Origin of the sequence: Brevibacterium ammoniilyticum (genome assembly GCF_038429965.1) — a bacterium.
GTDB classification, from domain to species: domain Bacteria; phylum Actinomycetota; class Actinomycetes; order Actinomycetales; family Brevibacteriaceae; genus Brevibacterium; species Brevibacterium ammoniilyticum.
In genome coordinates this window covers 99,533-123,881 of the sequence record NZ_BAABNP010000008.1, presented here as the reverse complement: position 1 = coordinate 123,881, position 24,349 = coordinate 99,533, and the positions used below count along the sequence as shown (strand labels likewise).

Here is a 24,349-nt window from a genome sequence, read left to right as displayed (position 1 = left end):
GCCCGCCGTCACAGCCGCACGATCGTCTCCGCTCCCGTGCCCAGTCGCAGCCGCATCGCCGTGTTCTGCTCGATGCGGCTCCACCCTGCATGGGACAGGCCCGAGGAGGTGACGATCGTCGCCCCGTTGTCGAACCGCTGCCAGCTCATCCGGTAGTAGTGGTCGCGGTGGTCGTAGGGCAGCAGGCCGCCCGTGCCGGAGAGGTCGAAGCTCTGATACGGCACCGGGGTGCCGGCGGTCGCATGGACGACGACGAGTTCGCCGGCGGTGAGCAGGAGGAGGTTGATCCCCGGGTGGTCGAAGTCGGTGCGCAGCATCCGCACTGTCTCGACGACCGCCTCGAGCAGGGTGGAGCCGGTGCGGACGCGGCGGAGGACGAGGGCGAAGACGAGGGCCGAGTCGGTGGTCCCGCCGATCCGGGCGATCTCGTCATCGGTGACGAGGGCACGCAGCTCTTCGACGGGGTGGACGGAGCCGTTGTGGGCGAACGCGATGCCGTCTGCGAGGAACGGGTGGGTGTTCTCGACGAGGTCGGCCATCCCGGTCGTCGCCATCCGGAGGTGGAAGATCCGGCCGACGTCGGCTTCGTCGTCGAGGGCCGCGGTGAGCCGGGGATCGTCGGTGCCTTCGGTGGGCGTGCGGAACCGGGCGATCGCCTCGGCGGCGGTGGGATCGATCCAGGCCGTGCCCCAGCCGTCGTCGTGGAGGCGGCCGAGGTCCTGCCACTGGCGGCACTGAGCTGCGCCGATGAGGTCCGCCGCGCTCACCGGGGTCGGTGAGAGGAATCCGAGGAGTCTGCACATCGTCTGCCATCCTGACCGGGGCATAGACTCGCCCCATGAGGATCACGGTACTCGAAGGGGACATCACCACGGTCCAGGTCGACGCGATCGTCAATGCCGCGAACTCGGGCCTCCTCGGCGGGGGCGGCGTCGACGGGGCGATCCATCGGGCTGCAGGGCCGAGCCTGCTCGAGGAGGCCCGCGAGATCCGGCGGACGAGTCATCCGCGCGGACTGCCGCCCGGGCAGGCGGTGGCGACGGGGGCAGGTGAGCTGCCGGCGCGGTGGGTCATCCACACGGTCGGACCGAACCGGAACGCCGGGGAGGCTGATCCGGAGATTCTCGAGTCGTGCTTCGAGTCGAGTCTCAATCTCGCCGAGGAGCTCGGAGCGTCGTCAGTGGCGTTCCCGGCGATCGGCGGGGGTGTCTACGGGTGGTCGCCCCGGGATGTCGCCGAGGCGGCCCACGCCGTCATCGTCGACGGTCGGGAGCGCGGGCGCTGGGAGTCGATCGACGAGGTCCAGTTCGTCCTGTTCAACGACACGATGACGAGCGTGTTCTGCCAGGTCTTCGACCACGACCAGTGGTGAGCGCGATCGCGATGGCGGTCGTAGGGAGGGTGGGGTCATGAAGGTCCACAGCATCATCGCCGATCTGCACGTGCCCGACATCGAGGGCTCGCGGAAGTTCTACGCGGACTACCTCGGCCTGGGCGTCGAGGAGTTCAACTTGGGCTGGGTGGCCCGGTTCACCTCGGCGGAGACGGGCGCGCACCTGCAGGTCGTGACAACGGACGCGACCGCCCCGGTCGACGCGGTCATCTCCGTCAAGGTCGACGATGTCGACGCCGCCTACGCCGAGGCGATCGAGCGCGGGTTCGAGATCGTCCATCCGCTCACCGACGAGGAGTGGGGCGTGCGCCGCTTCTTCGTCCGCGCCCCCGACGGCAACGTCCTCAACATCGTCGCCCATAGGGAGTAGGGGGGTTTAAGTGAATTGCAATGCAATTGCCGTAGGCTCTGAAGTTTGAAGGATAGAATATTCCGAAAATACAAAGGAGTGAGCAAAGCAACCCCGGCAAATGCTGAATTACAATCGGAGCGAGAATCCATTGTATGTGTTCCGATATTACAATTGCTTAGCTAAGTCGAGGAATCTGTCCCATGACGGGGCACGATTCTCCGGAATAATTCCTTTCGATATGGCATCTGCCATTCGCTGCGCGACCGCAAGAGAATCCGCTTCGGAATAGGCGTGCTTGGGTGCGGCTACTCGTGTGCGTCTTTGGAGATCTTCCTTTGGGTTGAAGATGCTCTCGACATTGATATTGGTTGGCATTTTTACTTCGCGCCAGGCGATTGGCTTTACGCCCCTTAGGCAATCTGGAAAAAGATACCACCACGCCTCAGTTTCTTGAACTGGAACCACGGGATACGCAGGCGGAGTGACGTTCTTGGTGAGTGCTGACCTCAGGATTTCCGCGCAGGAATCGTCCGGACCGTCGGCATCCTGATGAACTATCACTCCGACAATGTCAGCTACGGCGGCGCGGGCCTCGATGGTTTGAGATATTCTTGCCATCCAGTCTTTGATTTTGGGTAAATTCGCATCCTTGGTTAAAGATCCAGGGTCGCGTTGCACACGAATCAGAACGCGGTCATTTAAGCTGGGATTTATTGCCTCTATGAGACACTTAAGCGAGTCAGAGTCATGTTTGTTCTCTCCGAAAATAAGTATCTCTTGCGGTAATTTTCTGGAGTTCCTTCCCTGCTGTTTCAATTTCTTGCTTATCATTATTTCGGCACGCCGTTCAATGCGCCAGAAAACCAGAGTTCGCCAGCTTTTAGATCTGTTTTATCGAGGAGAATCTTGAGTCTATCCCGGTCGTAGGCCGGGATGATGGAAGCGCCAGTTTCAGGGTCGCGATCGCAAATTATGATCTCGCCTGGATGTAACTGGTTGACAAGGGTAGGAGAATGTGAGCCTGCAATAATTTGTGTTCGTTCTGATGCTTCCCTCATTCGTTCAACAAGCACATCAAGTGCATAAGGATGTAGTCCATGATCAACTTCTTCGATGATAGTTAACCTTGGTGGGAGCGGGTCGTGCAGTGCTGTGAGCAACGCGAGCAGACGAACTGTCCCGAAAGACGCATCGGAAAGGTCGATTGGACTCATAACGCCCTTTTCTCGGAGCTGAACCACGATCGACGTGGCAGCACCACCTATGACACCGAACTCGAGAGCCTCGAAACCGGGGAGGCACTGCGCTAGGTCACGTTGCAGGGCATCAAATCCGTCAGGATGATCCTCATGGAGGGCGCGCAGTGCGCTAGCGAGGTTACTCGCATCGTCGTGAAGTGCGGCATTAGACATTCTCGCGGGTCGGCGCGCTGCCTCCACGATTGGATCAAGATATCGAACTGTTGACAGGAAGTCGAAGAAGTCGCGCGGTCCTGACCCAAGACGCTCCTCGTTTAGTCGCGCCATGGTTCCAAGCGCAGAGACGTCGTCGGAGGCCAAGCTAAGAAACTGATCCAGAGTACCGGCTCGTTGCGGGCCCTCCCCGATCGAAACTTCTGATCCCTTCGCTTGAATTTTCTGCCTTCGACCTTGGCCGGAAACTCTCTTGTATAAGAGGACCTCGGTGCGATCGATGTCGCCGGGCTTTGTCTCTTCCAACTCAAGCGTGTATCGATCGCTTGCTTTCGCTGAAGCGTGATCGCTCACAACAGCTTCAATAGTGAGGGATACTTTGCGCGATCGGCCGTCTTGTCGCAATATGTGCTGAAATCCGCCCCGGAGTGCGATTGCTTGCCCTGTGTCAAACCTGGCAGTGTCCCGTACAAATGAAAGCACCTGCAGCAAGTTAGATTTTCCGGAGCCATTAGGTCCCACAAAGACTGAAAAAGGACCAAAGACGACATCGACCTTGTTCAGAGACCTGAAACCGCTTGCAGTGACACGTTTGAGTGCGTTGACCATGCACATAGAGTATCGGTCGGAGGCGCCAGGTGCTACAGAACTGGCCTAGCCGCGGCAGATGCCTTCGTTCGGTCTCGCGATAGGAATGCGATTTGATCGCCCTGCGCTGTGCACTCAACGTTGCGTGGCGATGCGGGACGCATCACTGGTGCTCAATGCGGTCAAGGTGTTGTCTCGTAGGCTCAGTCGCTAGAACGAGTGGGATCCGCCAAGGAGCATATAGGCTCGAGGCATGCCGCTTGCCCTCATTACCGGTGCCGCCCGGGACAACAGCATCGCCGCGGGCATCGTTCCCAGGCTGCGCGCCGACGGCTGGACCACGGTCACGAGCGACCTCGAGAACGCCGACTACCCGTGCGACCTGTCGAGGAGAACCGGACCTGAGGAGCTCATCGGCGCCGTGACCGCCGACCACGGGACGATCGACGCGCTCATCCTCTCCCACGCCCTCGACGTCGAATCGGGAATCCTCGACACGACGGCGGAGAGCTTCGATGCCCACATCGCCGTCAATGCGCGGGCGAGTCTGCTGCTCATCGCCGCATTCGCCCGCCAGGCCTCCGCCGACGGTGGGGCGATCGTCGCATTCACCAGCGACCACACCACGGGCAACCTGCCCTATAGTGCCTCGAAGGGCGCGCTTGATCGCATCGTCATCTCCGCCGCACGGGAGCTCGGACCGAAGGGAATCTCCGCGAACGTCGTCAACCCCGGACCCGTCGACACCGGATGGATGGACGACGAGCTGAGGTCGACGCTCACTTCGCATCAGCCGCTCGGGCGACTCGGCACCCCGACCGACATCGCCGAGGTCGTCGCCTTCCTCATCTCCCCGGCGGGCCGGTGGATCTCCGGTCAGCTGCTCGGTGCCGACGGTGGATTCTCGGCGCGGTACTGATCACCGCGCCACCGCCTCGGCGACACTCGCCTACGCGTCGTCGCGGGTGAGCTTGAGCAGGAGACGCAGCAGCTCTCCGTCGGAGTCGTCCTGCTCGTCGGGGTCGTCGGCGTCATGGACCTCGGCGTGGAGCTGCTCCATCTTCCGGTCGAGATCACCGGCGGCAGCGGCGGCACGCGTGAGCTCCTCGACGAGCCTCTCGGGCACATCGCCGGAGAACTTGTAGTGGATCTTGTGCTCGAGACTCGCCCAGAAGTCCATCGCGATCGTGCGCACCTGCACCTCGCAGATGATCGGCACCGGCCCGCCGGTGAGGAACACGGGGATCTCGAGGATCGCGTGCAGGCTCTTGTACCCGTTCGGCTTGGGGTGGGCGATGTAGTCCTTGATCTCGATGATCCGTACATCATTCTGCGAGGTCAGCGTCTCGAGCACCCGGTACGTGTCGGCGATGAAGCTGCACGTGATGCGGATGCCGGCGATGTCGGTGATGTTCGCTGTGATCGCGTCGATCTCGAGCGGCAGACCCCGCCGAGTGATCTTCTCGATGAGGCTGCGCGGGGTCTTCACCCGCGAACTGATGTGCTCGATCGGGTTGTACCGATGGAGATGGAGGAACTCCTCGCGGAGGATCGAGACCTTCGTGAGCATCTCGTCGATCGCGAACTGATGGTGCATGAGCATCCGCGAGAACTCCGTGCGCAGACGCTGGACCCTCTCCGCCTGGCCGGGGGTGAACGGGTCTGCGGGGACGGGCATCGATGCTCCTGGTTCGATGTGCGGGGACGATGCCAGTCTACGACCGTGTCGCCGATTCCGCCCGAGCCGGCAGGGGTTCCCGCAGCGCCGCGGATGTGATTGACTGGACACGGTGGAGCAGTTGCATATTGCAATCACCACGTGCCAGATCACGCGCGCTCACTCACGCACGCTCACTCAAGGAGGAGCGATGGGAAAAGTTGCATGGGGCTTCTCGTGCTCGCTCGACGGCTTCATCGCAGGACCGGGCCACGACATGTCCTGGCTGTCCGCGGCCGAACCGCTCACCGACGGCACCACCGAGGCGATGGCCGCCGCCGTCGCCGTCATCATCTCCGGCCGCCGCGGCTACGATGCGGCGAAGGCGCAGGCCGACATCCGCGATGAGATGACTTCCGAGGCATACGGCGGAGCGTGGTCGGGCACCGAATTCGTCCTCACCCACCGGCCCGAGGAACTGGAGGACGACAGTTCCGTCATCGCTCTCAACTGCTCCATCGCCGAGGCGGTCGACCGTGCCCAGGCCATCGCCGGTGACCGCGACATCCAGATCATCAGCGCCGACATCGCCCGGCAGGCGCTCGAGGCCGACCTAATCGACGAACTCCAGTACTTCTCCGTGCCCGTCTTCCTCGGCGACGGGGTGCGGATCTTCGACGTCCCCGGCGGTCGACGCCTCGACTGGGAGCTCGTGACGATCGACGAGGCCAATCCGCGCAGCTTCGCCCGGACCTACCGCCCGAAGGGGCGTGCGGCGTACCGTTGAGGCATGTGCCGGAACATCCGAACCCTCCACAACTTCGAACCCGCCGCCACCTCGGACGAGGTCCACGCCGCAGCCCTGCAGTACGTGCGCAAGATCGCAGGCACGACGAAGCCCTCCCAGGCCAACGCCGAAGCGTTCGACGCCGCCGTCGAGGAGATCGCCCACATCACGCAGCACCTCCTCGACGCTCTCGTGACGACCGCGCCGCCGAAGAACCGCGAGGTCGAGGCCGAGAAGCGCCGCGCGAGGTACGCCGCCCGCGCGTGAGTCAGCCGATCGCCCAGGGGTCGATGATCGAAACCCCGGTGGGTTCGAAATCGGCCGTGTTCCTCGTGACGACGGTCAGGTCGTGGACTAGCGCCGTCGCCGCGATGAGCGCATCGCGCTCAGGGCGAGGATCGGGCACATGCAGGCGGGCTGCCTGACGGGCTGTGGGGACGTCGACAGCGAGGATCCGTGAGGCGAACGACTTGAGAACGATGTCGTCGAGCCACGTCTGGAGGCGGCCGGCCTGGGCTGCGTCCCGTCGACCGATCCTGCTGATTCCCACTTCGATCTCCAGGATCGTGATGACGGAGAGGAACAGGTCGGACGGCGCTCGAGCGGCCACCCACGCGCGCACATTGCCGTCGGCCCTGCGCTGCGGTTTGCGCAGCTCACTGACGACGTTCGTATCCAGCAGGTAGCTCACAGCGGGGGCACCTTGGCGTGGAAGTCGATCTGCTCGAATTCGACATCGTCATCGTCGTCCATGCTCAGGCGGTCGACGAACTCCGATCCGCTCTCGCCGAGGCGGCGGTACTCCTCGATCGAGAGCAGGACGAATGCAGGTTCGCCGCGATCGGTGATCACCACCGGGCCCTCCGCCGCCGCGCGCTTCGCGGCACTGGCATCGCGGTTGAATTCGCGTGCGGACATCGTCGTCATCGTCGCCACCTCCATAAAGTAGGTACGTTGCTACTTTAGCAGGTGCGGTCTCTACTCGCTCGCCCGTGCTCCCTGCGCGATGAGGTCCTGAGTGATGCCCGCCGAGGCGGTCCGCAGGGCCTGCATGATCGCGGGCATCCCGACGTTGCGCTCGGAGTCGACGACGACGCCGAGGCCGGCGATCGTCAGCCCGCTGCCGTCGAAGACGGGCACCGCGATGCCCGTCGTCCCCTCGTCGATGTGCCCGACGAGTTCGGCCCGATGATAGGTCCGGATCGTCTGCAGCATCCGGCGCAGGATCGTCGGATCCGTCGTCGTGTGCTCGGTGAACGCGGCCAGCGGACCGCGCAGGTAGGCCTCCCGCACATGCCGCGGCGCATGCGCGAGGAGGACGAGCCCGCACGACGAGGCGTGGGCGGGCAGGCGCCCGGCCGTCCGCGAACGGTGGACGACCGCGCTCGGCTTCGACATCCGCTCGACGAAGAGGACCTCGCGTTCGCGGAGGATGCCCAGCTGCGTGTTCTCCCCGACGAAGTCGTGCAGCGAGGTCATGTGCGGCCGGGCCAAGGACGCGAGCTCGACGGCGTCGGAGGCCCGGTTCGACAGCTCCCACATCCCCACCCCGATGCGGATCCGCCCGCACGGGTCGCGCTGCAGGAGGTCGTGGCGCATCATGTCGTTGATGAGGCGATACGCCGTCGACTTCGGCAGCTGCGCCCGCGCCGAGAGCTCCTCGGTGCTCAGACTCGGATGGTCCGGGTCGAAGGAGCTGAGGACGCGGACGAGCCGGTCGATCATCGAGTCGCCCGAAGGTGAGTTCGCCATGTCAGTCATGGTAACCGCGCGATGAAGGGTTTCCCAATGAATGAAAAGAATCTTCCGCACGGTGGTCTGCGTCACTAGGGTGGCGAGCAGTGCGGTGCACACCGTGTGCGCCCAGCGTCTGATCCGCCTCAGAACACCGCCCCGTCTCAAAGGAGAGCAGCGTCGATGACGACGGTCTCGGTCCGACACGCAGTCCACGAGCTCATGGCCTTCCACGGCATGACGACGATCTTCGGCAACCCGGGATCGAACGAGCTTCCCTTCCTCAAGGACCTGCCCGCCCGCTACATCCTCGGGCTGCAGGAGGGAACCGTCGTCGCGATGGCCGACGGGTACGCGCAGGTCACCGACCGGCCCACGCTCATCAATCTCCACGCGGCCTCGGGCACCGGCAACGGCCTCGGCGCCCTGACGAACGCGACGGTCTCCCGTTCGAAGCTCGTCCTCACCGCCGGCCAGCAGGTCCGAGACATGGTCGGCCCCGAGGTCATGCTCGCCAACGTCGACGCCACCGTGCTCGCGAAGCCGCTCGTCCACCAGTCACTCGAACCGCTCTCGGCCGCTGACGTCCCCCGGGCCTTCTCCCAGTCGGTGCTCGCCGCCGACCGCGGCCCCGTCTATCTCTCCGTGCCCTACGACGACTGGGACGCCGAGGTGCCGGCCGCAGTCATCGCCGAACTCTCCCGGACCGTGCGACCGGCGACCGTCGTCGACCCGGACGTCATCGCCGACCTCCGCGCCAGGCTTGTCGCCGCCGAACGCCCGGTGCTCGTCCTCGGCCCCGACGTCGACACCGATGCCGGGTGGGAGGCCTCCATCGCCCTCGCCGAGGCGCTCGAGATCCCCGTCTGGGCCGCCCCGTCCCTGCCCCGACTGCCCTTCCCGAACCGCCATCCGCTCTTCCGCAGCGTCCTGCCGGCCGCGATCGCCGGGATCGGCGAGATCCTCGGTGCCCACGACCTCGCCCTCGTCATCGGCGCCCCCGTCTTCCGCTACCACCAGTGGCAGCCGGGCCAGTACCTGCCCGAGACCACCGCGCTCGTCCAGATCGGCGACGACCCGTCCGCCGCCGACCGCGCGCCCTTCGGCGATGCCCTCCTGGCCGACCCCGTCGAGGTCCTGAGCGCCCTCGCCGAGGCGGTCGCCCCCGGCCCCGCTGGAACGTGGAGTGCCGAGATCGACCCGGCGGCCACCTCGGCGAAGGACGGAGTCCTCCACCCCGAGGAGGTCTTCGCGACCCTGCGGGAGCAGATGCCGGGCGACACCCGCTTCGTCGTCGAATCGACGTCGACGAACGCCGCGTTCTGGGCGCAGATGGACCTGCGCCGATCCGGGTCGTACTTCTTCCCCGCCTCCGGCGGACTCGGGTGGGGACTGCCGGCGTCGATGGGCGTGGCGCTCGCCGACCCCGACCGACCTGTCGTCACGATCATCGGCGACGGTTCGGCACACTATTCGATCGCGGCCCTGCGCACCGCCGTCGAGGAGGACATCCCCGTCGTCATCGTCCTCCTGCGCAACGGCACGTACGGGGCGCTCGACTGGTTCGCACGACTGCTCGGGGTCGACAAGGCGCCGGGCCTCGACCTCGGCGAGGTCGACTTCGTCTCGATCGCCCGCGGTTACGGCATGACCGCCGAACACGCAGACGATATCGCTGAGCTGGGACGACTCCTCGATCGGGCGCGAGCCGGCGGGGGACCCATGCTCATCGAAGTGACCACTGAACCGACGAACCCCGACGGCGGCGCGAGCCCCGAGCGCACAAGGAGCACGACATGAGCACCGACGAAATTCTCGGCACCGACTGGCACGGAAAGATCTTCACGGGACAGTGGATCAACGGATCCGGTCCCGCCCAGCCCGTCGTCGAAGCCGCCACCGGGAACACCCTCGGGGAGATCGGCGCGGCGACCGTCGACGACGCCTCTGCCGCGGCCGCCCGCGCCGCCACCGCGCAGAAGGCGTGGGCGAAGACCACGCCAGCCGAGCGTGCCGTGATCCTCCGCCGCGCCGGTGACCTTTGGACCGAGCACACCGCGGAGATCGCCTCGTGGATCGTCCGCGAAGCCGGGTCGATCCCAGCGAAGGCCGATCTCGAACTCGGCTACGCCGCGCAGAGCTGCTACGAGGCCGCGGCCCTGCCGAGCCACCCGATGGGTCAGGTGCTGCCCTCGAACGAACCGCACTGGTCCTTCTCCCGCCGCGTGCCCGCCGGAGTCGTCACCGTCATCGCGCCCTTCAACTTCCCGCTGGTCCTCGCCATCCGCTCCGTGGCGCCGGCCCTGGCACTCGGCAATGCCGTCCTCCTCAAACCGGATCCGCGCACCGCGGTCTCCGGAGGCGTGGCCCTGGCGAAGATCTTCGCCGAGGCGGGGCTGCCCGCCGGGGTCCTCCAGGTCCTGCCCGGCGGCGGGGACGTCGGAGCCGCCCTCGTCGAGGCACCCGAGGTCTCGGTCATCTCCTTCACCGGTTCGACCGCGGCCGGACGGAAGGTCGGCGAGAGCGCCGGGCGCCTCCTCAAGCGCTGCCACCTCGAGCTCGGCGGGAACAATGCGCTCATCGTCCTGCCCGGAGCCGATGTGGCGGCGTCCGCCTCGGCGGGAGCCTTCGGATCATGGATGCACCAGGGGCAGATCTGCATGACCACGGGTCGTCACCTCGTCCATGAGAGCATCTACGACGACTACGTCGACGCCCTGACTGCGAAGGCCCAGGCTCTGCCGGTCGGCAATCCGGCGACCGAGGAGGTGGCGCTGGGCCCGATCATCGACGACAGGCAGCGCACGCATGTGCGGGAGATCATCGGCAAAGCCGAAGCCGATGGCGCGCGACTGGCCGCCGGGGGAGCGGGCGAGGGGGCCTTCGTCCCGCCGACCGTGCTCGCCGACCTCACCCCGACGAACCCGGCCTGGACGCAGGAGATCTTCGGACCCGTCGCCCCCGTGGCCCGGTTCTCCACGCTCGAGGAAGCCGCCGAACTCGTCAACGCGAGCGAATACGGACTCTCCCTGGGCATCCTCGGCGATCTCGGCATGGCACTCGACCTCGTCGACCTCATCGACACCGGGAAGATCCACATGAACGAGCAGACCGTCGCCGATGAGGGCACGGTGCCCTTCGGCGGCACGAAGGACTCCGGCAACGGCTCCCGCGTGGGCGGGGCCGAGGCGAACATCGAATCGTTCACCGAAGTCCAATGGATCACGATGCGTTCGCAGATCGCACCGTACCCGTTCTGACACACCACTCGTCACGCACCATTCGTCACACATCACTTGTCACACGACCGGAGACACGCATGTCCGCACCCGCTGCCCATTCCGCCCTCGAACCTGCCGCCGACACCCGTTGGCCCGCCGTGCTCTGCTGGCTCGCCGTCGCCCTCGAGGGCTTCGACCTCGTCGTCCTCGGGGCGGTGATCCCGCAGCTGCTCGCCACTCAGGCCCTCGGGTTCACCCCGGAGGCGGCGACGCTCGTGGCGACGATGAGCCTCGTCGGCGTCGGCCTCGGCGCGGCGATGGTCGGACCGATCGTCGACCGGGTCGGTCGCCGGTGGACGATCATCGCGTGCGTGACGATCTTCAGCATCTTCACCCTGCTGGTCGCCTTCGCCCCGAACGTCGCGCTGTTCACGGTCTTCCGGTTCATCGCCGGGCTCGCGCTCGGCGCCGTGATGCCCAGCTGCCTGGCCTACATCAGTGAGCACAACCGGTCGGGCAAGACCGGCAAGGCGACGACGCTGACGATGACCGGGTATCACGCGGGTGCTGTGGCTATCTCCCTGCTCGCGGTCTTCTACTCCGAGAACTGGCATCTGCTCTTCGCCGCCGGCGGCATCGCCGGCCTGCTCATGGTTCCGCTCCTGTGGTAGAGGCTGCCCGAGTCCGATGAGTTCCTCACCGCCCGGGCCGCGGCGACCGCAGCCGATGGACGGGGTGGAGCAGAGTCCGGGACGCAGTCTGCCGCTGAGGCGGCCCCGAAGACCGGCATGCGCGGACTCTTCGCCGGCCGGTTCGCACTCGTGACGATCGGGGTGTGGCTGGCGAGCTTCATGGGCCTTCTCCTCGTCTACGGCCTCAACACGTGGCTGCCGAAGATCATGGCCGACGCCGGCTACGAGGTCTCGGACTCCCTCGTCATGCTCTTCGTCCTCAACCTCGGCGCCGTCGTCGGCCTTGTCATCGCCGGGTGGCTGGCCGACCGGCACGGCACGAAGCCGATCGTGCTCATGTGGTTCGTCCTCGCCGCCGTCTTCCTCGCGGTGCTCTCGATTCCGATGGCGAGCCAGGTCGTGCTCAACCTCGTCGTCTTCATCACCGGCGTCTTCGTCTTCTCCGCCCAGGTCCTCGTCTACGCGTTCGTCTCCGCGATCTACCCCGCGACCGCCCGCGGCACGGCACTGGGCATGGCTTCGGCCGTCGGGCGCATCGGCGCGATCGTCGGACCCTTCATCACCGGCACGCTCGTGGCCGCCGGCATCGCCTACCCGTGGGGCTTCTACCTCTTCGCGTTCGTCGCCGTCCTCGGCTTCGCCGCGATGGCGATCGTGCCGAAGGCGGTGTCGCAGCCCTCGGCTACCCTGGCACCATGACGCGATGGATCGACGCCGCGTTCGTCCGCGGCGGCACGAGCAAAGGGCTGTTCTTCCGGGCCGAGGATCTTCCGCCCGTGAGTAAGGACTCTGCCGGCGGCGGACCTGACCGCTCCGCATGGGACGCGATCTTCACCTCGGCGATGGGATCCCCGGATGCCTTCGGCCGGCAGCTCGACGGCATGGGCGGGGGCATCTCCTCCCTGTCGAAGGTCATGGTCGTCTCCCGATCCGACCGCGCCAGCGTCGACCTCGACTACACCTTCGGTCAGGTGGAGATCGCCGAGGCGGTCGTCGACTACTCCGGCAACTGCGGCAACCTCTCGGCCGGGGTCGTCCCGTTCGCGCTGCTGACCGGACTCATCGCAGCCGGCGACGGGTGGCATGTCTTCCGCCTGTTCAACACGAACACCGGCAAACTCGTCGACGTCGGGCTCACCGTTAAGGACGGCCAGGCCGCTGTCGACGGTGAGTTCGTCGTCCCCGGGGTCAGCGGTTCAGGCGCCCCGATCGAACTCATCTACCCCGATCCGGCCGGCAGCCGCACCGGCGCGCTCCTGCCGACGGGGAAGGCATCCGAGTCCATCGATGCCGATGGGCGCATGTTCGACGTCTCCCTCGTCGACGCCACTCTGCCGCTCGTCATCGTCCCCGGTTCCGCTGTGGGACTCAACGGGGTCGAGCTGCCCGAGACGATCGACGCCGACCGACCGGCGATGCGGGTCATCGCGGACCTGCGCCGCAACGCCGCCGTGCGGATGGGACTGTGCGCAACCCCGGAGGAAGCTCCGCAGGTCGTGCCCAAGGTTGCTGTGCTCGCCTTCCCCCAGGAGACGACCCTGCTCGACGGCTCGGTGCTTCCCGCCGACGATGCCGATGTCGTCGTCCGCATGATCTCGATGGGGCAGGCCCATAAGGCCGTGCCCGGCACCGGGGCGATGTGCCTGGCCGCGGCCGCGCTCATCCCCGACACGATCATCCAGGGGATCATCGCCCGCTCCCCGCAGCCGTCGTCACCTCCCGAAGTGCGTCTGGCCACGCCCTCGGGCGTCGTCACCGCCGCCGCTGTCCGCGATGAGAGTGCGAATACGATCACTGCGACCTCGCTCTTCCGCACCGCCCGGGTGCTCATGCGCGGTCAGGTCGCCGTTCCTGACTGACCTGGACTGGCCCGGGCCTACGCCGGGCCGTCCTCGCCTCGAAACACGCACGCGCCTCGAGACACGAACGAGCCCCGGACCAGGTGGTCCGGGGCTCGTGTGCTCAGTGCGGTGACCGGGTCAGCGGGGTGTCACGGTCAATGCTTCGCACCCTCCTGTCGACGCCTGCGGGCGATCGCCACCGAAGCGGCTCCCACGAGGAGGAGACCCGCCGCGATCGAGACGGGCAGAGCCAGCTCGGATCCCGTCCGCGGCAGGTTCCCGCTGCCGCCGGCTTCGCTCGCCGAGGTGGCGTCAGCGTTGTCCCGCGCGCCATCCGAGCCTGCCGACGCCTTCTGGTCGGCGCCGTCAGCGTCGGCTGAAGCGCCGTCTCCGCCGTCAGCAGCAGCACCGCTTCCGGCATCGGCCGAAGCGCCGCTTCCACCGTCGGCTCCAGCCCCGCCGTCCGCCGACGAGCCGTTGCCGCCGTCCGCGCTCGCCCCGGCGTCCGCCGTTGCTCCAGCGCCGCCATCAGCCGTAGCCCCGGCTCCGCCATCCGCCCCAGCTCCGCCGTCGGCATCGTCGCCGCCGCCGTCGTTCTCCTCGTCGAAGAGTCCCACGAGCACCGGATCGTGGTCCGAGGCCCGGAACTGGTCGGGGGAGTAGAGGTCGGAGACGTTGTAGTTGAAGCGGCTGTACTCGAAGGCGAGCGGTTCGACTGAGTTGATGCTCCAGATGTCAGCACCGGTGACCGCGTCGTAGGCAGTCGTCGGCAGTTCGGCCTGCGCCTTCTGCTGACCGGCCTTCTGCTGACCGGCACTCTGCCCACCCGAGGCGTCGAGGGCGAGCACATGGTCGAGGCTGCCGGTCCGACCCTTGAACACGTACGTCGACTTGTCCGTCTTCTCAGACCCGAGGTCCCTGTACCCGGCCTCGTAGAGGACCTGCATCGGATCCTCCTGCGTGTACGAGTTGAAATCGCCGAGGAGGTAGACGTAGTTCGAGCCCGCGGCCTTCTGCTGTTCACCGGCGAAGGCGACGAGGGACTTCGCCTGCTTGATGCGGTCGGCGTTCGAGAAGCCCTGACCGTCGCCGGTGTCCTCGTTGCCCGGCCCCTGGCCAGAACCCTTCGACTTGAAGTGGTTCGACACGGTGACGAAGGTCTTCTCCGTCTCCGCCGCCCCGGCAGCGTCCTTCGGCGCGTAGGCCTGTGCGAGCGGTTCACGGGCGTTGGAGAAGGCGTCCTCATCGTCGAGGATGACGGACTCACCCTGCGGGACCACCTCGGCGGTCTGATAGATCTGCGCGGTGCGGATGACGTCCTCATCGGCCGGAACCTTCGCAGGCGAGGGGACGAACGCCCACTTCTGCGACCCGGCCGCCTCGTTGAGGCGGGTCACGAGGGTCTTCAGCGCGGAATCGCGGTCCTTGCCGAACTTCGCGGAGTTCTCGATCTCCATGAGCGAGACCACCGAGGCGTCGAGTTCGTTGATCGCGGTGACGATCTTCGTCTCCTGCCGCTTGAGGCTCTCAGCGTTCGCGGCGCCACGGGCATCGCAGCCGCCGCGGACGGTGATCGGGTTGCCCTCACGGTCGGAGTAGAACGTGCAGCCGGGCACCTGGTCGCCGGTCGTCGTGAAGTAGTTGAGGACGTTGAACGCGGCGATGCTCACCTGACCGCCGACCTCCGCGGGCGTGGCCTGACGGGTGTCGGAGAACGTCGCCGGCTGAACCGCCTCAGCGTTGTCCCCGGTCAGACGCGTCGTCGGCTGGAACCGCCACTTCTTGAAATCGAAGCCGAGGACGACCGGGGAGGTGAACGTCGCCGCCGCACCGACCCGCACGGGCGCATCAGTGCTCAGGTACGGCAGGGGCACGTCGGTGTCGTCCTTGAGGTAGTCGACGGTCGCACCGTCGTCGAGGACGACCTCACGGGCGAGGTTCTCCTTCTCGATCGCCTTGGCCTCGTCACTGCCGGGGCGGGCGACATCGGTGGGCTGACGCAGCACTCCCTTGCCGGTGGCGAGGACGACCTCGCCGAAGGTGTTCGTGGAGTAGTTGTCGGCGACGGTGAGATCGCCGGTGGGCTGGAGGAGCATGCCCTCGAGCGCCTCACGGGCGGCAGCGTCGGTGGGGAACTCGTCCTCGACCGGCTTGACCGCCTCGGCGGGTTCGTCGAGCACCGTCGCCCGCGACTCGGCGACGCTCATCTGGGTCTGACCGTAGCGTTCGGAGACGGTGCCGGTGACCTCGAGGTAGTCGCCGATGCTGATGTCCTTCACGGTGTCGGGGGAGTAGACGAACACGCCGTCCGAGGCGCCCGGAGTCGCATCCTCGGCACCGCCGGTGCCCGCGGTCTGGATGTAGTATCCGCCGAGACCGCCGGTCGGGTACGCGGCGGTGACGACCCCGCGGGTCTTCACCGTCTGCCCCTGCAGCGGGCTCTCCTCACCCGTGCCCTGGATGTCGGCGATGGGTGTGACGTCCTCAGGGTCGGGGGTGCTGCCGCCGTCGTCGCCGGGCAGGGCGTTCGGGGTCGGTGCCGCCGCGGTCCACGTGTCGCCGACGAGCTGGATCGACTGGCCACCGGATGCGACCGCACCGGTCGGCGCGGCTTCCTGGTCGACGACCGGATTCGGGGTGTATTTCCCAGCCTTCCCGGTCACGCCCTTGCCGTCGGGCACACCGCCGATCTGATCGAAGGAGATGAGCGTCCCCGTCTCGTCGATCGCGAAGGCCGATGATCCATAGTCGCCGTCGGCGGCCGAGCCGGACTTCACGGAGTTCGTGATCGGGACCTCGATCGCCACAGCGCCCGAGTCGCCGACGGTCGTGCCGTCGGGGACGACCGTCGCGTTCTCCGCGGCCTGCACGCTGCCGCCGCGGGTGACCGAACCGATGGTCCAGCCCGAGAGGTCGGTGCCGGGGTCCGCGGCGATCTCGATGAAGTCGGTCTCGAGGGTGTAGCCGATCTCGCTGATGTGCGGGGTCGTCGCGGCGATCGCAGGCCCGGACGGGAGAGCGATTCCGATGCCGGCGACGAGTCCGAGCGCGGCCGCCGAGGCGAGCGTGGTCGAGGCTTTCATGAAGGCCTTTCGTGGTCGAGGACGCAGAGCAGCGTCGAGGACGAAGCCCTTGCACACTATCCGGCTCCATGGAGGCGGCGACGGCGACCATGTGAACGCGATGTGAACACTCGGGCAGTCCACTGAACGCTGGAAGTGTGACCGAGCCTACACGGCGGTCAGGACACGGAGGCCTCGACGGCAAGTGACCGGGAGTCCGGATCGAAGGTCACCTGACCCATGTCCGTCAGCCGCACCTCGGCGAGGAGCTGGATCTGCGGGTCGGCATTGATGCCGACGACGGTGCACCCGGCGGCAGCGGCGGCGCGCGAACCGACGGGGGAGTCCTCGAAGGCCACCGCCGCGTCGGCGTCGAGTCCCAACTTCTCGGCTGCACGCAGATAGACATCCGGGGCAGGCTTTCCCGCCTCGACGTCGTCGATCGTGACGATCGCGTCGAAGAACCCGAGCAGTCCTGCCCGGTCGAGGAGTCCGCGGACGTCCTCGCCGCGCCCATTGCTCGCCACCGCGATCGGCACCGTCCCCGACAGCGCCCGCACGAGTTCGGGTGCCCCCGGCATCGGCGCCGCCACCTCGGCGAGGGCGGCCGTGTAGTCACGATCGACCTCGGCCGCGGTGGGCGCAGCACCGTGGCCGGACGCGGCCGCGCTCACGCGCTGGAGCTGCTGCGCCGCCTCGGCGCCGGTCAGACCCCGGAACGACTCGGCAGGCACACCCTGGGCACCGAGGCGATCGAGGTAGTCGGCCATGAGGTCGATCCACGGCTGCTCGGAGTCGACGAGGATGCCGTCGCAGTCGAAGATCGCACCGGTGAGCGGAATGGTCTGGCGTCTGGTCACAGCGACACTCTAGCGGCAACGCGAAGGGCGCTCAGCCACCTGGCGAAAGGTGGCTGAGCGCCCTACGGGTTGCTCGAAGGGATCAGGCCGAAGCGATCAGGCCTTGAGCTCGGCGGCGAGCTCGTGGAAGTCACGGCTCGGGTTGCCGAAGCGGTGCAGCGTCATCGACACCGCCTGCTCCTGCACGTAGTACCGCATCTCCACGCGACCCGAGGAGGTCACGGGCTCGTCGATGACGGCGACCTCGGGACGCTTCGCCGCGGCGGCGAGCAGCTCCGGCTCGAAGTCGCCGAGCACGCGGATGCGGGCGCCGACGGTGTCGTCGTACCGGCCTTCGGAGACCATCGAGGCGAAGACCTCGGCCGACTCCGTGCGGGCGGGAACTCCCGCCTCGGTGACGGCGATCTTGACGTCCGCCGGCACATCCTCGGCGACGCTCAGCTGCACCGTCGACCCCACGGTCGTCGCCGCATTGAGCGAACGCTGGAGGTCGAAGGCGGTGGCCGCCGAGGTGACGCGCAGGGTCACGGGGCGGGCGCGGTAGCGGAAGATGTTCGCCTCCGACCGCAGTCCCGTGTGGTCCTTGGCCACACCGAACTCGGCGTCGAACCAGCGCTTGTCATCGGCCTGGGCGCGCTCGAGGCTCTGCCCGTCGCCGACCGAGCCGGGCAGGGTCGCCGGATCGTCGGTGTAGTGGCCGAAGAGCATGAGGTAGTTCGGACCGCCGGCCTTCGAACCCAGGCCCACCGAGGACTGCTTCCAGCCGCCGAAGGACTGGCGCTGGACGATCGCACCGGTGATGCCGCGGTTGACGTAGGCGTTGCCGACCTCGACGCGGTCGAGCCACTCGCGGACCTCTTCGGGGTCGAGGGAGTGGATGCCGCCGGTGAGACCGAAGTCCACGGCGTTCTGGAGCTCGATGGCCTCATCGAGGTCACGAGCGTGCATGAGGCCGAGGACGGGGCCGAACACCTCGGTGAGGTGGAAGAACGATCCCGGCTTGACGCCGTCCTTGATGCCCGGGCTCCACAGGCGACCCGTGTCGTCGAGCTGCTTGGGCTCGAGCAGCCAGGTCTCACCCGGCTCGAGGGTCGTCAGGGCGCGGCGCAGCTTGTCCGAGGGATCCTCGGTCAGCGGGCCCATCGTCGCCGAGAGGTTGGCCGGCCAGTCGACGACCATCGACGAGGCGGCGTCGATGAGCTGCTTGCGGTAGCGCTCGGAGTCATACGTCGAGCCGACCATGATGCCGAGCGACGCGGCCGAGCACTTCTGGCCCGCGTGACCGAACGCCGAGTAGACGAGGTCGGCCACGGCGAGGTCGCGGTCGGCGGCGGGGGTGACGACGAGGGCGTTCTTGCCCGAGGTCTCCGCGTTGACGTGGAGTTCGGGGCGGAACGACTTGAACAGCGCCGCGGTCTCCGAGGCACCCGTGAGGATGACGCGGTCGACATCCGGGTGGGAGACGAGGTGCTGACCGAGCTCACGCTCGATCGGCGCGCACAGCTGGAGGACGTCACGCGGGACGCCGGCCTCCCACAGGCAGTCGACGATGAGCGCCGAGCAGTACGGCGTCGGCTTCGAGGGCTTGTGGATGACCGCGGATCCGGCGGCCAGAGCCGCGACGGTGCCGCCGGTCGGGATCGCGATGGGGAAGTTCCACGGCGGGGTGACGACGACCATCTCGTCGGGGTGGAACTGCGCGCCTTCGAGCTTCTCGAGCTCGAGCGCGTGCAGTGCGTAGTAGCGGATGAAGTCGATGGCCTCGGAGATCTCCGGATCCGACTGCGAAGGCATCTTGCCGACCTCGGCGGCCTCGACGGCGATGAACTCGCCGCGACGGGCCGCGAAGATCTCCGCTGCCCGGTGGAGGATCTCACCGCGGGCGGCGGCCCCCATCTCGCGCCAGGCCTGAGCGGCAGTGCGACCGCGGGCGATCATCGCATCGAGATCGTCCGTCGTTGCCACCGAGGGGGCTGCGGGACGGTTCTCGAGGTAGCCGGGAGCGGTCGCCTCGGCGATGATCTCCCGGACCCACTTCTGGTTCGCCGGCAACGAGGGGTCGGTGTCGGGCTCGTTGGCGAAGACGACCTGCGCGGGACCGGCCACGTGCGCGGCCGAACGGTCCTGCGTGCGGTTGGGCGCCGGAGCGGCCTCACCGTCGGCGGCGAGCTCGGCCTCGAGCTGGGCGACCGAGGCGCGGAAGCGGTCGGCCTCACGGTCGAAGATCTCGTTGCCGTTGGCGAGTTCGAAGATGCCGGACATGAAGTTCTCCGTCGCGGAGTTCTCCTCGAGGCGGCGCACGAGGTAGGAGATCGCGACGTCGAACTCCTTCGGGTGCACGGCCGGGACGTAGAGGAGGAGGTCGCCGACGTCCCCGGTCACTGCGGCGGCCTGCTCGGTCGCCATGCCCTGGAGCATCTCGAACTCGACGCGGTCGGTGACTTCGCGGACCACGGAGAGGTGGTGGGCGAAGGCGATGTCGAAGAGGTTGTGACCGGCCACGCCGATGCGCAGGCCCGCCATCCGCTCGGGGGTGAAGAGCCAGTGGAGGACGCGCTTGTAGTTCGCATCCGTCGACTGCTTCGAGTCGCACGTCGTCGTCGGCCAGCCGGCCACCTCGGCGTGGACGGTCTCCATCGCGAGGTTCGCGCCCTTGACGAGGCGGACCTTGATCCCGGCGCCGCCGGCGGCCACCCGGGCCGAGGCGAACTCGCTCAGCCGCTGGATCGCGCCGAGGGCATCGGGCTGGTAGGCCTGGATGACGATGCCGGCCTCGAGGTCCTTGAACTCGGGCTCGGAGAGCAGGCGGGTGAACACGGCGATCGTCAGCTCGAGATCGCGGTACTCCTCCATGTCGAGGTTGACGAACTTCGCGCCCGTCGGTGCCTTCGCGGCCTGCGCGTAGAGGGGACGGAGACGGTCGACGACGTAGTCGACGGTCTCGTCGAAGGCCCACATCGACAGCTGCGAGGCGACCGAGGAGACCTTGACGGAGACGTAGTCGACGTCGTCGCGGGCGAGGAGACGGTGGGTCTCGTCGAGGTGGTGGTCGGCTTCGCCGTCACCGAGGACGGCCTCGCCGAGGAGGTTGATGTTGAGACGGTGGCCCTCGCCGGTGAGCTTGGCGACGGTCGAGCCGAACTGCTTGTCGCGGGCGTCGACGACCATGTGGCCGACCATCTGGCGCAGGCGGGTGCGGGCAGCGGGGACGACGACCTTCGGCATGACCTTCGCGAGTGCCGCGCCGGCCTTGATCTGCGCGCGGTCGAGGGCCGACATCGTCGCGGGCGCGAGCTTGCCGACCTCGGCCAGGGCGTCGGCGGCGGCGTTCGCGTCATCGGTGCGCACGACCCGGTCGACGAAGCCGACGGTGAAGTCGAGGCCGTTGGGGTCGGAGAGGACCGCCGAGAGGCGCTCGGCGGCAGGGTTCTTCGCCGCCGACTTGTTCGTCGCGACTCGCAGCCATTTGCGGACCGTGTCGACCGATTGCGTCGTCAGCTGGTCCAGATCGGTGTCAGTGTGCAGCAACTGCTTTCCGTCCTTACTTCTCTTCTCGTGTGGTTCGGCTCCCGGGGTCCCTCGTGGTCGCCGTCGACCGCCTGACCCTGCCGTTGTCACCTCAGTATGCGCCGGGCCGAATCCGGGGTGAATGGCTGACGACAGCACCGGGAATCTTTTGAGTCAGAATTCGTGACGACGGGCGTAGGATGAGGGGATGTTCACCCCTGAGTTCCGTCGCAGCGCCGTCCTCCGGGCGGCTGCGACGTCGATCGCCGAGGCGGCCGCCGAGGCGGGGGTGTCCGAGTCGAGTCTGCGTCGCTGGGTCCGTCGCGCCGACCTCGCCGACCGGCCCCGCAGCGGCCGTCCGCAGATCCAGTCCACCGCCACCCAGGTCGTCGAAGCGCTCGTGGGGACGGCGGGGGCGAGGATCTCCGGGAAGGACTATTCGACGCGTGCGCTCTCCGAGGCCACGGGCCTGAGTCAGAGCATCGTGTCCCGGGCGATGCGCGAGATGACGGTGTCCCTGAGCGAACTCCATGCGATCCGCGAGGCCGGCGCCGGCGGCGACGAGGTCGTCGTCGCCGCCAGCGGCTTCCCGCTCATCGTCGTCGGCTTCCGCCTCGGTGCCGGTCCGACCGAGCCGTCGCCGGTGCCGGCCCGCCGCATCCAGCGCCGCATCGCAGGTGTCGTCGCGGGGCTGCGTTCGGCCGGTGTCACCCGGTGGCCGCAGCGCTTCGGCAGCGAGCACCGGCAGACCGACGAGGCGGCGATGACGGTGCTGCGCTCCGGGGTGACAGGCATCGACCCGGCGCGTCTGCGCCTCGTCGTCTACGACCCGCACGGCGAGGCCGCCGAACTCGTCGCCGACCCCGACTCGGGTCTGCCCGGCTTCGACGTCCTCTCCCTCCACCACGGTCCCGAGGACTTCATCGCGGCCCTGAAGACGGCGCTCGCGCACTGTCAGGACATCCCCGGCTCGCTGCTCGACCTCGTCGCCGGTCGCGTCCGGCACGGACTCGAAGGCGTGAAATGGCAGGCGGGACGCCAGAGCGAGGTCCCGAAAACTTCCACGAGTTCTGACTCAATGGAGATCTCGTCGTGGCTGCCGAGCGCGACCCGATCGATCACCGAACACCTCGCGATCGCCCTGCGCGAGGAGATCATCGACTCCGGCTACGAACCCGGCGACCGGATCAACCCGCGCCTGCTCTCCCGCCGCATGGAGGTCCCGCGGTCCTCCGTCGATGCGGCCCTGCGGCGGATGGTCGACGACGGGCTGCTCGAGGGCTCGCGCGGCGGGGCGAGGATCCCGCTCATCACGACCCTCGACGTCCTCGACCTCTACGCCGCCCGCATGGCCGTGGGCGAGGTCCTGCTGCGGTCGCTGGCGCTGCGTCCGCAGCGGTTCTTCGTCCCCGTCCAGCTCGCCCTGCGGCAGGTCGAGGCCTCGGCTGCGACCCGCAGCGGCATCGACGTCGAGGACGCCGACCTCCACTTCCAGCAGGAGATCGCCCGCGCCTCGGGTCTGCGGCAGAGCGCGCGCGCCTTCGAGTCGCTGACCCTGCGTCTGCGGCTGTTCATCTCGATCCTCCAACTCGACTACTCACCGGCATCCGACCGCATCCTCGGCGACGACCGGGCGATGCTCGCGGCCTTGAGCAGGGGCGATGCGGAGACCGCGATCGATGTGTGGCGCGGCAAGGTCGACAACGCCGTGCGGCACATGTCGGGACTCCTCGGCCGCCGCCGCTTCGATCAGGACCTGTGGAATCAGCTCACCCGGACCCTGAGGTGAGGGCTTGGTCGGTGGGTCAGAGCCCCATGATCGTGATCGCGATCGTGAAGTAGACGATGAGTCCGCTCGCATCGCAGAACGTCGAGATGAACGGGGTCGACACGACCGCCGGGTCGACCCGGCACGCCTTGGCCACGAGCGGGATCGACCCGCCGACGAAGGCCGCGACCGGACAGTTGAGGACGAGCGTGAGCGCGATGACCGAGCCGATCTCGATGCCGTAGAGCGGGGTGGCGATCGCGAACGCCGGGATCGCCAGCAGGAGGCCGAGGGTGAGCCCGGTCGTGAGCTCCTTGCCGGCGACGCGGAAGAAGTCGCGCAGTCCGACCTCGCCCATCGCCAGCGCCCGGGTCACCGTCGTCGCCGCCTGCGAACCCGTGTTCCCGCCGATGCCGGTGAGCAGGGGGATGAAGAGGGCGAGGGCGACGACCTCGGTGAGCGTCGATTCGAAGATCTCGAGGACATGGACGGTGAGGACCGCGGAGACCGCGAGGACGAGCAGCCAGACGACGCGGGTGCGCGCGAGACGGTGGAACGGGGTGGGCAGGTAGCGGCGGTAGAGCGGCTGGGTGCCGCCGGAGAGCGCGAAGTCGGCTTCGTCGGCTTCGGCGATGATGCGCGCGGCATCGTCGATCGGGACGATCCCGACCAGGCGGTCCTCGCTGTCGCACACAGGCAGGACGGTGATTCCGCTGGTCAGAGCCGCCCTGGCCGCGGTCTCCTGGTCATCGCCGGTGTGCGTGACCGCCTCGACCGGGTCCATCACGGACGCGATCGGAGTCCCCGGCGCACAGCGGAGCAGCTCGAGCGGATCGAGGGTGCCCAGCAGCGTCCGATCGGGGGCGAGGACGGGGACGAGCCGGACGTCGGCGAGGTCGACGTCGGTGTCGCGGATGCGGTTGGCCACCTCGGCGGCGGTGTCGTCGATCCACGCGAGCACGGCGGTGGGGGACATGCGTCGGGCGATCGAGTTCCGGTCGTAGCCGGCGACGGCCATGACGGCGTCGAGATCGGCGGGGGTGACGGCGGTGAGCAGCTTCGTCGCGACCCCGGCGGGCAGCTCGTCAACGAGGCGGCTCTGATCCTCGGGGTCGAGGTCGGCGAAGATCGCGGTGAGCTCCTCGGTGCCGAGCGCCGCGATGAGGTCGGAGCGGGTGCCGCGGTCGAGGCGGTCGAAGACGTCGACGGACTCGGCCTTGGGCAGGAGTCGGAAGACGACGGCCGCCTCGGTGGCGGGGAGTTCGGCGATGAGGTCGATCGTGGCGATCTCACTGTGGTCGCGGACGGCGGCGGACAGGCGTGCGAGGTCGCGGTCGGCGGTCAGGGTGCGGATGGTGGCAGCGTCGAGCACTGAGGTCATGATGATTCTCCAGGCAGTCGTCGGGAGGACGCCTGGGCAGGCGGAAGCCGGGCAGCGGATCAGGGCTGGCGGGCTGGCAGCGCAGGCGTCAGTG

The 24,349-nt window shown here is 67.6% G+C and carries 20 protein-coding genes and 1 pseudogene; 10 read left to right on the top strand and 11 right to left on the bottom strand.

Features of this window, described 5'->3' with window-relative positions; all coding sequences use genetic code 11:
- Positions 1-8 precede the first annotated feature (8 nt).
- Entirely contained in the window at positions 9-803 is a 795-nt protein-coding gene (locus AAHA49_RS11125) for a class II glutamine amidotransferase (protein WP_342038320.1), read from the bottom strand.
- 35 nt (positions 804-838) lie between these two features.
- On the opposite strand from AAHA49_RS11125, the gene AAHA49_RS11120 reads away from it, so the two are divergent.
- Together AAHA49_RS11120 and AAHA49_RS11115 are read left to right on the top strand one after the other, a co-directional pair.
- A complete protein-coding gene (locus AAHA49_RS11120; protein WP_342038319.1) occupies positions 839-1,372 on the top strand; it encodes an O-acetyl-ADP-ribose deacetylase in 534 nt (177 codons plus the stop codon).
- A 37-nt stretch (positions 1,373-1,409) separates the two neighbouring features.
- Positions 1,410-1,763 carry a VOC family protein gene (locus tag AAHA49_RS11115; RefSeq protein WP_342038318.1) on the top strand — a complete coding sequence of 118 codons (354 nt, stop codon included), beginning with the start codon at positions 1,410-1,412 and terminating at the stop codon, positions 1,761-1,763.
- A 147-nt stretch (positions 1,764-1,910) separates the two neighbouring features.
- On the opposite strand, the gene AAHA49_RS11110 is transcribed toward AAHA49_RS11115, so the two are convergent.
- Together AAHA49_RS11110 and AAHA49_RS11105 are read right to left on the bottom strand one after the other, a co-directional pair.
- Positions 1,911-2,561 (bottom strand): hypothetical protein, encoded by a 651-nt coding sequence (locus AAHA49_RS11110; RefSeq protein ID WP_342038317.1) that lies wholly within the window; start codon positions 2,559-2,561, stop codon positions 1,911-1,913.
- A 14-nt stretch (positions 2,562-2,575) separates the two neighbouring features.
- Entirely contained in the window at positions 2,576-3,766 is a 1,191-nt protein-coding gene (locus AAHA49_RS11105) for an AAA family ATPase (protein WP_342038316.1), read from the bottom strand.
- 232 nt (positions 3,767-3,998) lie between these two features.
- Between AAHA49_RS11105 and AAHA49_RS11100 the strand changes: the two genes are divergently transcribed.
- Positions 3,999-4,664 carry an SDR family oxidoreductase gene (locus AAHA49_RS11100; protein ID WP_342038315.1) on the top strand — a complete coding sequence of 222 codons (666 nt, stop codon included), beginning with the start codon at positions 3,999-4,001 and terminating at the stop codon, positions 4,662-4,664.
- Positions 4,665-4,694: 30 nt separating this feature from the next.
- Here AAHA49_RS11100 and AAHA49_RS11095 read toward each other — a convergent pair whose 3' ends face one another.
- Positions 4,695-5,423, bottom strand: coding sequence for a GTP pyrophosphokinase (locus AAHA49_RS11095; protein WP_342038314.1), 729 nt, complete (start codon positions 5,421-5,423; stop codon positions 4,695-4,697).
- A 190-nt stretch (positions 5,424-5,613) separates the two neighbouring features.
- Between AAHA49_RS11095 and AAHA49_RS11090 the strand changes: the two genes are divergently transcribed.
- Together AAHA49_RS11090 and AAHA49_RS11085 are read left to right on the top strand one after the other, a co-directional pair.
- The gene (locus AAHA49_RS11090) at positions 5,614-6,189 is read left to right on the top strand and encodes a dihydrofolate reductase family protein (protein WP_342038313.1); all 576 of its coding nucleotides are present in this window, start codon (positions 5,614-5,616) and stop codon (positions 6,187-6,189) included.
- Positions 6,190-6,192: 3 nt separating this feature from the next.
- Positions 6,193-6,456 carry a DUF2277 domain-containing protein gene (locus AAHA49_RS11085; protein WP_339393127.1) on the top strand — a complete coding sequence of 88 codons (264 nt, stop codon included), beginning with the start codon at positions 6,193-6,195 and terminating at the stop codon, positions 6,454-6,456.
- 1 nt (position 6,457) lies between these two features.
- Here the strand turns inward: AAHA49_RS11085 and AAHA49_RS11080 are convergent, their stop codons facing one another.
- The 3 genes from AAHA49_RS11080 to AAHA49_RS11070 are packed head-to-tail and all read right to left on the bottom strand — an operon-like array spanning position 6,458 to position 7,941.
- Positions 6,458-6,880 carry a type II toxin-antitoxin system VapC family toxin gene (locus AAHA49_RS11080; protein WP_339393126.1) on the bottom strand — a complete coding sequence of 141 codons (423 nt, stop codon included), beginning with the start codon at positions 6,878-6,880 and terminating at the stop codon, positions 6,458-6,460.
- Positions 6,877-7,116 carry a type II toxin-antitoxin system prevent-host-death family antitoxin gene (locus AAHA49_RS11075; protein WP_339393125.1) on the bottom strand — a complete coding sequence of 80 codons (240 nt, stop codon included), beginning with the start codon at positions 7,114-7,116 and terminating at the stop codon, positions 6,877-6,879. Before AAHA49_RS11075 ends, AAHA49_RS11080 begins: the two co-directional genes overlap by 4 nt.
- A gap of 51 nt (positions 7,117-7,167) precedes the next feature.
- Positions 7,168-7,941, bottom strand: a complete 774-nt coding sequence (locus tag AAHA49_RS11070) for an IclR family transcriptional regulator (RefSeq protein ID WP_339393124.1) — start codon at positions 7,939-7,941, stop codon at positions 7,168-7,170.
- 165 nt (positions 7,942-8,106) lie between these two features.
- Here AAHA49_RS11070 and mdlC point away from each other — a divergent pair, with 165 nt between their 5' ends.
- The 4 genes and pseudogenes from mdlC to AAHA49_RS11050 all read left to right on the top strand — a co-directional run bounded on the left by mdlC (position 8,107) and on the right by AAHA49_RS11050 (position 13,695).
- Entirely contained in the window at positions 8,107-9,723 is a 1,617-nt protein-coding gene (mdlC, locus tag AAHA49_RS11065; protein ID WP_339393123.1) for a benzoylformate decarboxylase, read from the top strand.
- Entirely contained in the window at positions 9,720-11,183 is a 1,464-nt protein-coding gene (locus AAHA49_RS11060) for an aldehyde dehydrogenase family protein (protein ID WP_342038312.1), read from the top strand. The genes mdlC and AAHA49_RS11060 overlap by 4 nt, the downstream gene beginning before the upstream one ends.
- Before the next feature lie 59 nt (positions 11,184-11,242).
- Positions 11,243-12,535 (top strand): annotated as a pseudogene (locus AAHA49_RS11055) (MFS transporter).
- Positions 12,532-13,695, top strand: coding sequence for a PrpF domain-containing protein (locus tag AAHA49_RS11050; RefSeq protein WP_342038311.1), 1,164 nt, complete (start codon positions 12,532-12,534; stop codon positions 13,693-13,695). Before AAHA49_RS11055 ends, AAHA49_RS11050 begins: the two are co-directional and overlap by 4 nt.
- A 137-nt stretch (positions 13,696-13,832) precedes the next feature.
- On the opposite strand, the gene AAHA49_RS11045 is transcribed toward AAHA49_RS11050, so the two are convergent.
- The 3 genes from AAHA49_RS11045 to AAHA49_RS11035 all read right to left on the bottom strand — a co-directional run bounded on the left by AAHA49_RS11045 (position 13,833) and on the right by AAHA49_RS11035 (position 21,127).
- On the bottom strand, positions 13,833-16,760 hold the full coding sequence (locus AAHA49_RS11045; RefSeq protein ID WP_342038310.1) for an ExeM/NucH family extracellular endonuclease: 2,928 nt from the start codon (positions 16,758-16,760) through the stop codon (positions 13,833-13,835).
- Between the two features lie 158 nt (positions 16,761-16,918).
- Positions 16,919-17,599, bottom strand: coding sequence for an HAD family hydrolase (locus AAHA49_RS11040; RefSeq protein ID WP_342038309.1), 681 nt, complete (start codon positions 17,597-17,599; stop codon positions 16,919-16,921).
- Positions 17,600-17,695: 96 nt separating this feature from the next.
- On the bottom strand, positions 17,696-21,127 hold the full coding sequence (locus tag AAHA49_RS11035) for a proline dehydrogenase family protein (protein WP_342038308.1): 3,432 nt from the start codon (positions 21,125-21,127) through the stop codon (positions 17,696-17,698).
- A gap of 187 nt (positions 21,128-21,314) precedes the next feature.
- On the opposite strand from AAHA49_RS11035, the gene AAHA49_RS11030 reads away from it, so the two are divergent.
- On the top strand, positions 21,315-22,895 hold the full coding sequence (locus tag AAHA49_RS11030; RefSeq protein WP_339393115.1) for a GntR family transcriptional regulator: 1,581 nt from the start codon (positions 21,315-21,317) through the stop codon (positions 22,893-22,895).
- A gap of 16 nt (positions 22,896-22,911) precedes the next feature.
- On the opposite strand, the gene mgtE is transcribed toward AAHA49_RS11030, so the two are convergent.
- Complete coding sequence (mgtE, locus tag AAHA49_RS11025) at positions 22,912-24,255, bottom strand: magnesium transporter (protein WP_339393114.1); 1,344 nt, start codon at positions 24,253-24,255, stop codon at positions 22,912-22,914.
- Positions 24,256-24,349 lie beyond the last annotated feature (94 nt).